This window comes from Staphylococcus sp. GDY8P47P (genome assembly GCF_016892225.1).
Taxonomy (GTDB): domain Bacteria; phylum Bacillota; class Bacilli; order Staphylococcales; family Staphylococcaceae; genus Staphylococcus; species Staphylococcus borealis.
In genome coordinates, this window is sequence record NZ_JAFENV010000014.1 from 97,780 (window position 1) to 111,155 (window position 13,376).

16 protein-coding genes are annotated in these 13,376 nt (G+C 32.6%); 1 reads left to right on the top strand and 15 read right to left on the bottom strand.

Annotated features, from left to right (window positions below):
- Positions 1–65: 65 nt before the first annotated feature.
- Together JVV30_RS05330 and ccpN are read right to left on the bottom strand one after the other, a co-directional pair.
- The gene (locus tag JVV30_RS05330; protein ID WP_204193622.1) at positions 66–872 is read right to left on the bottom strand and encodes a pyruvate, water dikinase regulatory protein; all 807 of its coding nucleotides are present in this window, start codon (positions 870–872) and stop codon (positions 66–68) included.
- Between the two features lie 11 nt (positions 873–883).
- The gene (ccpN, locus tag JVV30_RS05335) at positions 884–1,507 is read right to left on the bottom strand and encodes a transcriptional regulator CcpN (protein WP_204193664.1); all 624 of its coding nucleotides are present in this window, start codon (positions 1,505–1,507) and stop codon (positions 884–886) included.
- A gap of 338 nt (positions 1,508–1,845) precedes the next feature.
- Here ccpN and JVV30_RS05340 point away from each other — a divergent pair, with 338 nt between their 5' ends.
- Positions 1,846–3,237 (top strand): glycine--tRNA ligase, encoded by a 1,392-nt coding sequence (locus JVV30_RS05340; RefSeq protein WP_070854957.1) that lies wholly within the window; start codon positions 1,846–1,848, stop codon positions 3,235–3,237.
- Positions 3,238–3,314: 77 nt separating this feature from the next.
- Here JVV30_RS05340 and recO read toward each other — a convergent pair whose 3' ends face one another.
- From recO to prmA, 13 genes are all read right to left on the bottom strand, one after another.
- Positions 3,315–4,067, bottom strand: coding sequence for a DNA repair protein RecO (gene recO, locus JVV30_RS05345; protein ID WP_070854956.1), 753 nt, complete (start codon positions 4,065–4,067; stop codon positions 3,315–3,317).
- Between the two features lie 29 nt (positions 4,068–4,096).
- On the bottom strand, positions 4,097–4,996 hold the full coding sequence (gene era, locus JVV30_RS05350) for a GTPase Era (protein ID WP_053029516.1): 900 nt from the start codon (positions 4,994–4,996) through the stop codon (positions 4,097–4,099).
- The gene (cdd, locus tag JVV30_RS05355; protein WP_070854955.1) at positions 4,997–5,401 is read right to left on the bottom strand and encodes a cytidine deaminase; all 405 of its coding nucleotides are present in this window, start codon (positions 5,399–5,401) and stop codon (positions 4,997–4,999) included.
- Between the two features lie 19 nt (positions 5,402–5,420).
- Positions 5,421–5,765: a diacylglycerol kinase family protein gene (locus JVV30_RS05360; RefSeq protein WP_053029518.1), complete on the bottom strand. Its 345-nt coding sequence runs from the start codon at positions 5,763–5,765 to the stop codon at positions 5,421–5,423.
- Positions 5,761–6,222, bottom strand: coding sequence for an rRNA maturation RNase YbeY (gene ybeY / locus JVV30_RS05365; RefSeq protein ID WP_070854954.1), 462 nt, complete (start codon positions 6,220–6,222; stop codon positions 5,761–5,763). The genes JVV30_RS05360 and ybeY overlap by 5 nt, the downstream gene beginning before the upstream one ends.
- Complete coding sequence (locus JVV30_RS05370; protein ID WP_204193623.1) at positions 6,223–7,170, bottom strand: PhoH family protein; 948 nt, start codon at positions 7,168–7,170, stop codon at positions 6,223–6,225.
- A 278-nt stretch (positions 7,171–7,448) separates the two neighbouring features.
- A complete protein-coding gene (locus JVV30_RS05375) occupies positions 7,449–8,138 on the bottom strand; it encodes a hypothetical protein (RefSeq protein ID WP_053029521.1) in 690 nt (229 codons plus the stop codon).
- A gap of 18 nt (positions 8,139–8,156) precedes the next feature.
- Positions 8,157–9,143 carry a flotillin-like protein FloA gene (gene floA, locus JVV30_RS05380; RefSeq protein ID WP_053029522.1) on the bottom strand — a complete coding sequence of 329 codons (987 nt, stop codon included), beginning with the start codon at positions 9,141–9,143 and terminating at the stop codon, positions 8,157–8,159.
- 12 nt (positions 9,144–9,155) lie between these two features.
- Positions 9,156–9,827 (bottom strand): NfeD family protein, encoded by a 672-nt coding sequence (locus tag JVV30_RS05385; RefSeq protein ID WP_371106760.1) that lies wholly within the window; start codon positions 9,825–9,827, stop codon positions 9,156–9,158.
- 196 nt (positions 9,828–10,023) lie between these two features.
- A complete protein-coding gene (gene rpsU / locus JVV30_RS05390) occupies positions 10,024–10,200 on the bottom strand; it encodes a 30S ribosomal protein S21 (RefSeq protein WP_000048060.1) in 177 nt (58 codons plus the stop codon).
- Between the two features lie 129 nt (positions 10,201–10,329).
- On the bottom strand, positions 10,330–11,676 hold the full coding sequence (gene mtaB, locus JVV30_RS05395) for a tRNA (N(6)-L-threonylcarbamoyladenosine(37)-C(2))-methylthiotransferase MtaB (RefSeq protein WP_053029524.1): 1,347 nt from the start codon (positions 11,674–11,676) through the stop codon (positions 10,330–10,332).
- Between the two features lie 5 nt (positions 11,677–11,681).
- A complete protein-coding gene (locus JVV30_RS05400) occupies positions 11,682–12,434 on the bottom strand; it encodes a 16S rRNA (uracil(1498)-N(3))-methyltransferase (protein WP_053029525.1) in 753 nt (250 codons plus the stop codon).
- A 1-nt stretch (position 12,435) separates the two neighbouring features.
- Positions 12,436–13,374: a 50S ribosomal protein L11 methyltransferase gene (gene prmA / locus JVV30_RS05405; RefSeq protein WP_204193624.1), complete on the bottom strand. Its 939-nt coding sequence runs from the start codon at positions 13,372–13,374 to the stop codon at positions 12,436–12,438.
- Positions 13,375–13,376 lie beyond the last annotated feature (2 nt).

Here is a 13,376-nt window from a genome sequence, read left to right on the forward strand (position 1 = left end):
ACATCACCCATAAATATTTATCATAATATTATACATTTTTAAAGTTTAAATTGAAACTATTTTGATTAACGTTCTATTATATTAATAACGTCATTGGCAGTTTCTTCAATTGCTTTATCGGAAACATCAATCACAGTGCATCCGATTTTGTTGACGATATCTTCGAAATATTTAATCTCTTCTTTAATACGCAACTCATTTGCATATCTCGCTGAATCTCCTAGTCCCAGTTGTTTTAAACGTTGTTTTCTTATACGATTTAACTTTTCTTCGCTAATTCTTAACGCGATACATTTCGCTGGATCTATCTCAAATAACATGTCTGGAGGTGTTATTTCAGGTACTATTGGAACATTCATCACTTTATAACTCTTATGGGCTAAGTATTGTGATAACGGCGTTTTTGAGGTTCTAGAAACACCAATTAATACGATATCAGCTTTAGGTAGACCCTTAGAATCTTTGCCATCGTCATACTTTACGGCAAATTCAATCGCATCAATTTTTTTGAAGTAAGCATCATCCAAACGATGTACTCTACCAGGTTGATTATATGGATTTTCTTCAAATGCTTCTTTCAAATATTCCATTAATGGTCCCATAATATCAATAGAGCGTAACTGATTGGAATCGATTTTGCTTTCCATATATGTTTTCATTTCTGGTTTTACTAATGTATAAACGATAATTGCTTCTCTATCATTCGCTACTTGAATAACCTCATCTATATCTTCCTTAGTTTCAATATATGGATATCTTAAAAAATCATGTTTGCATTCTTTTGGATTAAATTGTGAAATACACGCTCTAGCTACTAATTCAGCAGTTTCTCCAATTGAATCAGATGCGATGATTATCTTTATATTTTCCATCGTTTTACCACCTATTCTTTAAATAATGATACAAATAAATTTGCGATTGTTGTTTTTGATACTCTACCTGTTACTTGATATTTATGATTACCTTTACTTCTAACAATTGGTATTGAATCAATTTCTTTTTCTATCATTTGATCTGCTGCATAAATGATAAGTTCATCTTCTTCAAGATAAGTTAAATTTGGCATTCTAGACATGTTAACACTGATTGGCATGGTATGAATATCTTCACCAATCATAGATGCACGTAACAAGTCTTTTCTAGAACAAACACCAATAAAATCATTGTGTTCGTTAATAATAAATAAGGTACTAGCATCTTCTAAGAAGATCGTACAAATAGCATCATAAACAGACATATCCTCTTTTACAATGACTGGTGGAGACATATAGTCTCTAACAACATATTGACGTAATTTATCAGTCATTAACTTGTTTTTAGATTTGCCAGAATAATAATACCCCACTCGAGGTCTAGCCTCTAAAAATCCTGACATTGTTAAAATTGCTAAATCAGGTCTCAAAGTAGCACGTGTCAAGTCTAGTTTTTCGGCAATGTGTTCCCCGGTAATAGGTCCTCCACTTTTGACTATCTCAATAATTTGTTCTTGTCTTTTACTAAGTTCTATAGGTCTTCACCCCTTTATTGTTCACGTCTATTATACCTATTTATTATTGTACCTACAAATACATATAATTTCTTGCTATTAAATAATCAATCTATTAAACTAATGGTAAGCGAGTTAAGGATGGTGTAAGCTTAACAACTTCAATTTGGCTAATCGTAAAATTTGATAAAAGTGAGTGGCTACACTAAATTGGGTGGAACCGCGGGTTATTAAGTTATCAACTATATTTAATTGATATAGTGAAATAAATTAACTCGTCCCAAGATAATGATAAATGTGATATTTTCATTTATTTATTGTCTTGGGGCGTTTTTATGTATTTAATAAGGAGAGATTATATGGTTAAAGATATGGAAACAATTGTATCATTAGCAAAACACAGAGGATTTGTTTTTCCTGGTAGTGATATTTATGGTGGATTATCAAACACGTGGGATTATGGCCCATTAGGTGTTGAATTAAAAAATAATGTTAAAAAAGCATGGTGGCAAAAGTTCATCACACAATCACCATTTAACGTAGGTATTGATGCAGCGATTTTAATGAACCCAAAAACATGGGAAGCATCAGGTCATTTAGGTAACTTTAATGATCCTATGATTGATAATAAAGATAGTAAAATCCGTTATCGTGCCGATAAGTTAATTGAAGATTACATGCAAAATGAAAAAGGTGATGAAAACTTTATCGCCGATGGTTTAAGTTTTGATGAAATGAAACGTATTATTGACGATGAAGGTATCGTTTGTCCTGTAAGTGGTACTGCTAATTGGACAGATATTCGTCAATTCAATCTTATGTTCAAAACCTTCCAAGGTGTTACCGAAGATTCTACAAATGAAATTTTCTTACGACCTGAAACTGCACAAGGTATTTTTGTAAATTACAAAAATGTTCAACGTTCAATGCGTAAAAAACTACCATTTGGTATTGGTCAAATTGGTAAATCATTCCGTAATGAAATTACACCAGGTAACTTCATCTTCAGAACTAGAGAATTTGAACAAATGGAATTGGAATTCTTCTGTAAACCAGGTGAAGAAATTGAATGGCAAAATTATTGGAAAACATTTGCTAGCCAATGGTTAAAAGATTTAAATATTAACGAAGAAAATATGCGCCTACGTGATCATGACGAAGAAGAATTATCACACTATTCAAACGCAACTACAGATATTGAATATCGCTTCCCATTTGGTTGGGGTGAATTATGGGGTATCGCAAGCCGTACTGATTTTGACTTGAAAAAACACAGTGAACATTCAGGCGAAGATTTCAAATACCATGATCCTGAAACAAATGAAAAATATGTGCCATATTGTATTGAACCATCATTAGGTGCAGACCGTGTTACATTAGCATTCTTATGTGACGCATATGAAGAAGAAGGCGTTGAAGGAAGTAAAGATTCACGAACAGTATTGCACTTCCACCCTGCCCTTGCACCATATAAAGCTGCAGTTTTACCATTAAGCAAAAAATTATCTGAAGATGCGATTAAAATCTTCGAACAATTAAGTTCTAAATTTGCAATAGACTTCGATGAATCTCAATCAATTGGTAAACGTTACCGTAGACAAGATGAAATTGGTACGCCATATTGTATTACATTTGACTTTGATTCATTAGAAGATAATCAAGTAACAGTGCGTGACCGTGACTCTATGGAACAAGTACGTATGCCTATTTCTGAATTGGAAACGTTCTTAGCTGAAAAAGTTGCTTTCTAACTATAATTATATAAAGTACAAAACCCACCTCAAATCATTTTTTGAGGTGGGTTTTTGTATTTATATTGGAAGATTTATCAATATTCAATTCGTTTCAATTGATTGATTAACTTTTGACCTTTAAAGTACATACCTGCATATTCTTTGTATATTAATAGAAGCAGTTCCGACATTTCATCCAGAATACCTTGACTAATATTAAATTGATTCATTTTATCTATAGGTAATTTTTGTAAGACATCTAATAAATATAATGTTTTGTTAGATATACGTAAAGCATGTGGATCTCTATATAATTCTGATTCAAGAATCGTTCCATCATAAACAAAACTATATGCAGCTAATTGTGATTGATCATAACTACCTGAAATAGCTGAATGATTAAAAAATGCTGTAAAACCGAAGAGATTCATACATTTTAACATTACTATAATGGACATAAGTTGCGCTGAATTTCCAGATGAAATTTTTTCGAGTACAAAGTGTAACAGTTTATAATGGAATGGAGAAATGTCATCACTATCCATTGAACGCTCAATGGCCTCAACACACAATGTTGCATAGCTGCTATTAAATATATCCAACCGTAGATCGTAATATTGATTAATTACATCCACTGAACTTAAAGTCCCCATACCTTTCCATTTATTATAAATAAATAAGCCATACACAAAGAGTTGCGTATGGGCTTGTAAACCTGTTTTTGATTTTTTGGCTCGTCTAACCATCAATGGTATTTTGGCACCATGCTCGTTTAAAATTGTAATAATTTTATCAGATTCTCCGTAATCTACGGATTTTATAATGATTCCCTTTTGTTTTTCGAGCATAGTATCACGACCCTTCTAACTTCGATCCATTAATCTTGATCTTCGATATATCCCATTTGACGGATGAAATTAACTTTATTACGCCAATCTTTCTGAACTTTTACCCAAAGTTCTAAATACACTTTTGAGCCTAATAACATTTCGATATCATGTCTTGCTCTTTTACCTACTTCTTTTAATTTTTTGCCACCCTTTCCGATGACTATACCTTTTTGTGAATCTCTCTCAACGAAAATAGTAGCTTCTACTCTGACACGTTCTTCACTCTCTTTAATCATTCTATCTACATTAACGCCGATTGCATGAGGAATTTCTTCACTCGTTAAATGTAAAATCTTTTCACGTATAATTTCACTTACAACAAACTGTTCAGGGTGATCTGAAATTTGATCGTCCGGATAATACTTTGGACCTTCAGGTAAATAACGTTTCAGTACATCTATAAAGTGATCGACATTCAATCCTTCTAATGCGGAGATTGGCACGATTTCAGTGAAATCCATATATTGTTGATATTGTTCTATTCTAGGCATTAAAGCATCTGGGTGTACTAAATCAATTTTATTTAGCACTAAGAAAACTGGCGTTTTAACGTTTTTTAGCATTTCCATGATATATTCATCGCCACGCCCAATTTCTTCATTTACATTAACCATGAACATGATTGCATCAATTTCAGATAATGTATTTTTAGCAACACGCATCATATAATCACCTAATTTGTGTTTAGGTTTATGAATGCCAGGTGTATCTAAGAAGATGATTTGCGCATCGTCTCGAGTCATTACACCTTGGATTTTATTACGTGTAGTTTGAGCTTTATCAGACATAATTGCAATTTTATGTCCGATTACTCTATTCATAAATGTAGATTTACCTACATTGGGTCTTCCTATAATTGATACAAATCCTGACTTATGTTCTGTCATCTATTCTAAATCCTTTCCTGAAAAGCCATGTGGTAACAATTCGCCCACAGTTGACTCAAGTAATTCCCCTTTATGATTTGTCATATATACTGGCATATCATCATCACATAATTCTTTAAGAACTTGTCTACATGTTCCGCAAGGTGATGATGGCTTTTCAGCATCAACCGTTACAGTTATTGATTCAAAGTCACCAGGTCGATAACCTTCAGATATGGCTGCTACTAAACTTGAACGTTCGGCACAAATTGTAGCAGGATAGGCAGCATTTTCAACGTTGGCACCATAAAATGTTCGACCATCTTTAGTCTTTAAATAAGCACCTACTTTAAATTGACTATATGGCACGTATGCCCGACTTTGTGCTTCTCGTGCCTCTTGAAAATAATGTGATTGATAACTCATCAAAACATCCCCTTTAATATTAAAAAATATGTGGTAAAAAAATAACTAATCCAGTTATTAATGCGAAAATTGATGCTAACATAACACTAAACGCAGCAATATCTTTAGCTTGCTTAGCAAGTTCATGATAGTCACTTGTGACTAAATCAACTACACATTCTATTGCAGTATTAACTGCTTCTATCGTAAGTACTAAGAAGATAGCCAATATTATAAATAACCATTCAGTTGCACTTAATTGGCAGATATAACCTAAAATGATAGTTATAATCGCAATTACAATATGTAGTAAATAATTATGATCTTTAAGAAGAAGTGTTTTAAACCCATCAAACGTATATTTGAAACGCTTTAATTGCTTAATCTCTAGTCAATCCATATGCATTTAATATTGTCTCTTGACGTCCAAACATTTCTTTTTCATCTTCTTCGTTCATATGATCATAACCTAGTAAATGTAAAAATCCATGTAGTGCTAGAAAACCTAATTCTCTTTCAAAAGAATGGCCATATGAATCAGCTTGGTCTTTAGCTACATCTGTACAGATGATGATATCTCCAAGAACCCTTGGCATGTCTAAACCAATAATTTCAGGCTCATCTTCTTCAAGTGCAAACGAAATTACATCAGTTACTTTATCTTTATCTCGATATGTTTTATTGATTTCTTGAATTTCACTCTTATCAACAAAAGTAACAGAAAGCTCAGCGTCTTCTTCGATTTGTTCTTGTTCTTTAGCAAAATTAAGTAAGTCATCAATTTGTTGATACCAAGTTTCTTCTACAAGGTCTGTATGATCATTAAAATCAATTGTAAACATTTAATTGTCTCCTTCATAGCGATCAATTATTTTACTTACTAATGGGTGTCTTACAACATCACTTTGATCTAATTGCATAATATTAATTCCTTTAACCCCATGTAATTTTTTGACTGCTTCTTTTAATCCACTTTTGACGCCTTTAGGTAAATCAATTTGGGTTTGATCTCCTGTAACTACCATTTTAGAGCCAAATCCTAATCGTGTTAAGAACATTTTCATTTGCGCATGCGTTGTATTTTGAGCTTCATCTAAAATGACAAAAGCATCATCAAGTGTACGGCCACGCATATAGGCTAATGGTGCAATTTCGATTGCGCCTCTCTCGATAAATCTTGCAGTTTGTTCTCTACCCAATACTGTATTTAATCCATCATAAAGAGGTCTCAAATAAGGATCTACTTTTTCTTTTAAATCACCAGGCAAAAATCCTAGAGACTCCCCAGCTTCTACAGCAGGTCTTGTTAATACAATACGTTTAACTGCACCTTTTCTAAGTTGTTTAGCTGCATACACCACCGCTAAAAATGTTTTACCCGTACCTGCAGGCCCAATTCCAAAGACTAGGTCATTGTTTTTCATAGCATTAATGTATAATCTTTGGCCCATCGTTTTTGCTCTTATCGTCTTTCCAAAAGCATCTTTTGTAATCTCTTCATCATATAAATCGATGAGATGATGTATCGTATCATTTTCAGCCATTTTTATAGCAGCTTCAACATCTTTTAAAGTTATGGTGTTGCCCATTTCAATGACTTTTAATAAATTTTTAAGAACTAATTCTGATTTTTCTACAAGCTCTAATTTTTGACCTTTAACTGCTACTTCTTGGCCACGAGCATGTATTTCGACATCAAACGCTTCCTCAATCGCATTAATATGTTCATCATTATTACCTAACAGTGCTTGAGAATGATTAATGTCGTCTATTTGAATTATTCCTGGCATATAAGCGCTCCTTTTCACTAAAACAATGTATATATTTAGATTATATTAGTTCACTTATGTTTTAAAAATAAAACATGATGTCTAAATCTTTAAAAAGCTAAGATTTAAGTTACTTTAGTAAATTAACTTTCATTTAAATTTTACTAAAGTCTGTTAAAGTATACAAATTTATTTGGCTTAGTGTGCTTTTTTTATTAAATTGTAGTATAAGCTTTTAATATTTATTAGAAAAATAACCCGAAAATCATGTGAAAATGAATTTCGGGTTAAAATATTAATTATAATTGCTTAGGTTTATTGAGAATTTCTTGCCAAAGAATACCATTGACGACTGGATCATTATCGAATTGAAATTTTTGATGTGTCATATCTTGTTCAATTAACTTACTATTTAACAATTGCTTCAATCTATAACGTTTAGTACGTTCAGATAGATTTTTATCATTAATAATCGCTCTTGCTTTATTTTCAATTCTTGTAAGTTGCTTTTCTTTTTCACGATCAATTTCTGAGCGTACATTATATAAGTCGTCTACGAGTTGTTTTTCAAGTTCTTTTTTCAGATGATTAACATCTCTAGTACGCTCTCTTGTATTGGTTGATTGGCGCGCTTCCCTTTCAAATCTATTACGTTGCCTAGTTGAACGCTCTAATTCTTCAGGTACACTTTCCTCAATAATTTCTTTTTCAAGTTCTTTATCTTGATAAACGCGTTTTGATTCTTGTTGTGCGGTTTTCTTTTGTTGTTTAGAGGGCTCATCATCATTAGTAAATTCTTTTTCTAATTCACTAAATGCTTCTTCTATTTGCTCAAAGAAACCTTTCCCTTGCGTCTCTTTTTTATCAGACGTTGTTGGCTTATGTTGTGGTGGTCTCTGATTTTTTCTTTGCTCATGACTCTTATCCCTCATCGCACTAATACCTGTTACAATAATGGATATTATAAAAATTATAATACCAATATTCATCTAATCACCCCTTAACATTTACTTTGGTGATTCATCTTCATTTTGTTCAGTACGTTTATTTATCGCATTTCTCATACCAGTGTCAGCTTCTACATTTTTTAGGTTGTAGTAATCTTTGACACCCATATTACCTTCACGTAAAGCTTCTGCCATTGCAAGTGGCACTTCAGATTCAGCTTCAACCACTTTAGCACGCATTTCTTGAACACGCGCTTTCATTTCTTGTTCTGAAGCTACGGCCATAGCACGGCGTTCTTCGGCTTTCGCTTGCGCAATATTCTTATCTGCAAGTGCTTGTTCTGTTTGTAAGTCAGCACCAATATTTTTACCAATATCTACGTCAGCTATATCGATAGATAAAATTTCGAACGCAGTACCTGAATCAAGACCTTTACTTAAGACAGTCTTAGAAATGTTATCAGGGTTCTCTAGTACTTGTGTATGATGCTCACTTGAACCAATAGTAGAAACAATACCTTCACCTACACGAGCAATGATTGTTTCTTCTCCTGCACCACCAACTAAACGAGAGATGTTGGCGCGTACTGTAATTCTAGCTTTCGCTTTTACTTCTATACCATTCATTGCTACACCAGTTATAAACGGTGTTTCAATTACTTTAGGATTAACAGACATTTGAACAGCTTCTAATACGTCACGTCCAGCCAAGTCAATCGCTGCACCACGTTCGAATGGTAAGTTAATGTCTGCACGTTGAGCGGCTATATTCGCATCGACGACTCTATCGACATTACCACCCGCTAAATAATGTGATTCTAATTGATTTGTTGTAAGGTTTAAACCAGCTTTATGTGCTTTAATTAATGGACCAATTACCTTACGTGGAGATACTCGACGTAATCTCATACCTACCAATGTTCCAATACCTACTTTAACTCCAGCAGCAATTGCAGATATCCAAAGTCCTACTGGAACAAATGAGAATAGCACTAATAATGCAATAACAATAATAACTGCAATCACTATAATGCCTAATCCAAACATTTAACCACTCCTTTATGTGTTTTCAATTTCTCTAACAACAACTCTAGATCCTTCTACCTCAAGAATTTTAACTTCTTTATTTCTTAAAATGAAAGCGCCATCTGATACGGCATCTATTCTTTCATTATCAAGCGTTATAATTCCTGCAGGTCTTAAATCTGTCACAGTACGAGCTGTTTGACCAACTAAATGAGAACGATCATCGTGAGATCTATATCCTGCTTCTGAATTAGTAGAATCTTTTAACACAACTTTATCTAAAAATGGAATTTTCCTTTTAAACCATTTCACTAATATCACCCATTCAATAATTGCCAATATTGATGCAATCACAACATTTAATAGCATTAAAAGAATGTTATCTCCTAACATAATGATGCTAAGTATAATCAATGATATGCCAATAATACCTATGACTGCACCAATGACAAATAATTCGATAATAACGAGTATTGCTCCAACGAAGAATAGCAATACAGAAATAAGATTAACATCACCGTTAATTAAAAAGCCGAGGAAGAGAATTAAAAGTGCAAGCATTGCGATAATTCCTGCAAAATTAATACGCTTCGAATACAATTGATATAAAAAGCCTAAAAAAATGATACACGTTAATATAAGTGATATTAATGGACTCGTTACAATCTGAGATAGATTATTGAATAAATGATTAGTAGTTAAAATGGAATTGATAACTGTATGTATCGCATTGAAATAGTTCACAATTTCACCTCGCTCTCAATTCCGATTATACATGAATACACTTCGTTATAATAGTGATAGTAGACGCTTTAATATAAAAAAACTCTCGACTAGTTTAACTAATCGAGAGCATATATATAATTAATATTCTTGTTGAGGGAGTCAACAGAGTTATTAATTATTTGAATTTACGTTTACGTGCAGCTTCTGATTTCTTTTTACGTTTTACGCTTGGTTTTTCGTAAAATTCACGTTTACGTACTTCTTGGATAGTACCACTTTTAGATACTGAACGTTTAAATCTACGTAATGCATCTTCAAGTGATTCATTTTTACGTACTACTGTTTTAGACATCTGTATTTCCCTCCCTCCAAATATCAACGGAACTTTAAAGTCAATACATAGTAATATACAACTATGCTTTACTTAGTATAATATATGAATTTATTATGGTCAATTCCAAATTATTATAATTTTTAAAAATTATAATAATACGCCTTCTTCAGACTTGTTTGTTGCGTGTTCTACAATTCTAACAACTTTACCTGTATTAATAGGATAATCAGCTTTAACGATTTTTACTTTTACAATTTGTCCGATTAAAGAATCATTACCCTCAAATTGAACTTTCATATAGTTGTCAGCGTAACCAACTAATGTACCTTCTACTTCGCCAGCTTCTTCAGGAATCACTTCTAAAACTTCGTCTTCAAATTTAGATGCATATTCTTTAGCTAATTGATCACTTAACGCGATTAATTTGTGCACACGGTCATTTTTGATAGATTCGTCAATTTGATCATCCATACGCGCTGCAGGCGTACCAATTCTAGCTGAATATGGGAAAACGTGTAATTCAGAAAATTTGTGTTTAACAATAAAGTCATAAGTTTCTTGGAATTCCTCTTCTGTTTCTCCTGGGAATCCTACAATCACATCACTTGTAACAGCTAAATCTGGTAACGCATCATGTAATTTTGTGATTCTCTCTGAAAAATGTTCCATAGTATATTTACGTCTCATTCGTTTTAATACAGTATCTGAACCGGATTGTAATGGAACATGTAAATGTCTAACAACTTTATTTGAACGTTTTAAAACATCAATAACTTCATCAGTTAATTGGCTAGCTTCAATAGATGAAATTCTAATTCGTTCAAGACCATCAATTTCTTCTAAATCACGAAGTAACTGTGCTAAATTATAATCTTTTAAATCTTGACCATAACCACCAGTATGAATTCCAGTTAAAACAATTTCTTTATAGCCAGCATTAACTAATTGTGTAGCTTGTTCAACCACTTTTTCAGGATCACGTGAACGCATTAATCCACGAGCCCATGGTATGATACAAAATGTACAGAAATTATTGCACCCTTCTTGGATCTTTAGTGAAGCTCTTGTTCGATCTGTAAAATATGGTACATCTAATTCTTCATATGTACGATTTTTCATAATATTACCAACACCATTAATTGGTTGGCGTTCTTCTCTAAATTGTTGGATGTAGTCCAATAATTTGTGTCTATCTTGCGTACCTACCACTACGTCTACGCCAGGAATTTCCATAATTTCTGCAGAAGATGTTTGCGCATAACATCCAGTCACACATACTACTGCATCAGGATTTTGTCGAATTGCTCTTCTAATGATTTGTCTACTTTTTTTATCTCCAGTATTTGTTACTGTACAAGTGTTGATTACGAAGACGTCTGCATTCGTTTCAAAATCAACTCTATCGTAATCAGCGTCTTTAAATAATTGCCAAATTGCTTCAGTTTCATAATGGTTTACTTTGCAACCTAATGTGTGAAACGCAACTGTTGACATAATATTCACCCCATTAATTCATTTTCATAACTGATAGCACTTAAAGCATAAAGTGGCGCCGTTTCTGCCCGTAAAATTCGAGGTCCTAAACCAACATTAACACTCGTTTCTTTAAGCAGAGAGATTTCTTTCTCTGAAAAGCCACCTTCAGGACCAAATATTAATAAAATACGATCGTTAGTCTTAAATTTTTTCAAGGTTTCTTTAAAAAGACTAACTTCACCACGTTTTGCTTCATCTTCATATGCTAACAAAATATAGTCATAATGATTTATAGTATCACAAATTTCATTTAAATTCGACTTAAAATTGATTTTAGGAATAATTAAACGGTAGCTTTGTTCAGCTGCTTCTTTAATTATCTTTTGCCAACGTTCTAATTTTTTTTGAACTTTATTTGAATTAAGTTTGACTACAGATCTGTCCATTTCTACAGCTATGAAACTATCAGCACCTAATTCTGTTGCTTTTTGAATTAACCATTCATATTTGTCTGCTTTGATTAAGCCACTACATATAGTAACTTGTACAGGTAACTCTGAATTGATATCAATGTGCTCAATCAATTTAATTTCAATTGATTCATTCTCAACAGTAATGATTTCCGATTTAAACACGGTTTTATCTTTAAACGTTACAATAATCTGGTTACCAACTGTATTTCTCATCACATTAGTAATATGATGTATATCTTCCTTATTTGTTATAAAAAAACGCTGACTGTCATCAGCGTTTTGATCGATAAAGTATCTTTGCAAATTATTCACTCACTTTCTGACCTACAATACATACCCAACCATTGTCATGATTTACTGATATAATATCAAATCCTACATGTTCCATTTGATTTAATATTTGTTCATGCTTTTCCTCTATAATTCCTGATGTTATAAAATAACCATCTTCATTTAGAGTATTATAAGCATCTTCAATCATATCTTCAATAATATGAGCTAAAATGTTTGCAATAACAATATCAAATTTTTCTGTTTCATTTTTTAATAAGTTTCCTGGTACAGCTTCAATTGCATCTTCACAATGATTTTTAGCAAAGTTTTCTTTAGCAACGTTAACAGCTAACTCATCAATATCCAGAGCTTTAATCCGTTTTACTCCAAGTAAATGACTGGCAATACTTAAAATACCTGAACCTGTTCCAACATCGATAACGGAATGCTCTGGTTTAACATAGGTTTCAATTGCTTTAAGACACATGCTTGTTGTTGGATGATCTCCAGTTCCAAATGCCATGCCTGGGTCTAATTCAATACACATTTCAGAAGTATCTTCTTTAGTGTATTGTTCCCAACTTGGAACAATTGTGAATTTTTCTGATGCTCTAAAGGGATGAAAATAATTTTTCCATTCATTTTCCCAATCAACTTCAGCTATTGTTTTTTCAGAAAAATTCAATACAGATGAATCAATATTTTCAAGTTTTGTAACATCTGTTTTAATTTTATTTCTTAGAGATTCATCAAACTTTAATTCGTTGAAATAAGCCTTTAATCGAACACCTTTTTCAGGATAATCTTCTTGTTTAAGTTCATAAATTTCGCCGAATTTATCGGCAGGCTGATTAATTAAATCATTAGAATCTTCAATTACAACGCCGTTTGATCCATAATTTTCTAATATATCAGTCGCTAAAGGTTCAACTTCATGGTTTACAACAATCGAAAGTTCTGTCCAGTTCATTT

Coding starts and splice junctions, on each gene's coding strand:
- cdd (WP_070854955.1), bottom strand. CDS start 5,401: ATGAGTTATCAATCACATTATTTTCAAGAGGCACGAGAAGCACAAAGT.
- recO (WP_070854956.1), bottom strand. CDS start 4,067: ATGCTCGAAAAACAAAAGGGAATCATTATAAAATCCGTAGATTACGGA.
- ybeY (WP_070854954.1), bottom strand. CDS start 6,222: ATGTTTACAATTGATTTTAATGATCATACAGACCTTGTAGAAGAAACT.
- JVV30_RS05370 (WP_204193623.1), bottom strand. CDS start 7,170: ATGCCAGGAATAATTCAAATAGACGACATTAATCATTCTCAAGCACTG.
- JVV30_RS05375 (WP_053029521.1), bottom strand. CDS start 8,138: ATGAATATTGGTATTATAATTTTTATAATATCCATTATTGTAACAGGT.
- mtaB (WP_053029524.1), bottom strand. CDS start 11,676: ATGTCAACAGTTGCGTTTCACACATTAGGTTGCAAAGTAAACCATTAT.
- floA (WP_053029522.1), bottom strand. CDS start 9,143: ATGTTTGGATTAGGCATTATAGTGATTGCAGTTATTATTGTTATTGCA.
- prmA (WP_204193624.1), bottom strand. CDS start 13,374: ATGAACTGGACAGAACTTTCGATTGTTGTAAACCATGAAGTTGAACCT.
- JVV30_RS05330 (WP_204193622.1), bottom strand. CDS start 872: ATGGAAAATATAAAGATAATCATCGCATCTGATTCAATTGGAGAAACT.
- JVV30_RS05340 (WP_070854957.1), top strand. CDS start 1,846: ATGGTTAAAGATATGGAAACAATTGTATCATTAGCAAAACACAGAGGA.
- era (WP_053029516.1), bottom strand. CDS start 4,996: ATGACAGAACATAAGTCAGGATTTGTATCAATTATAGGAAGACCCAAT.
- rpsU (WP_000048060.1), bottom strand. CDS start 10,200: ATGTCTAAAACAGTAGTACGTAAAAATGAATCACTTGAAGATGCATTA.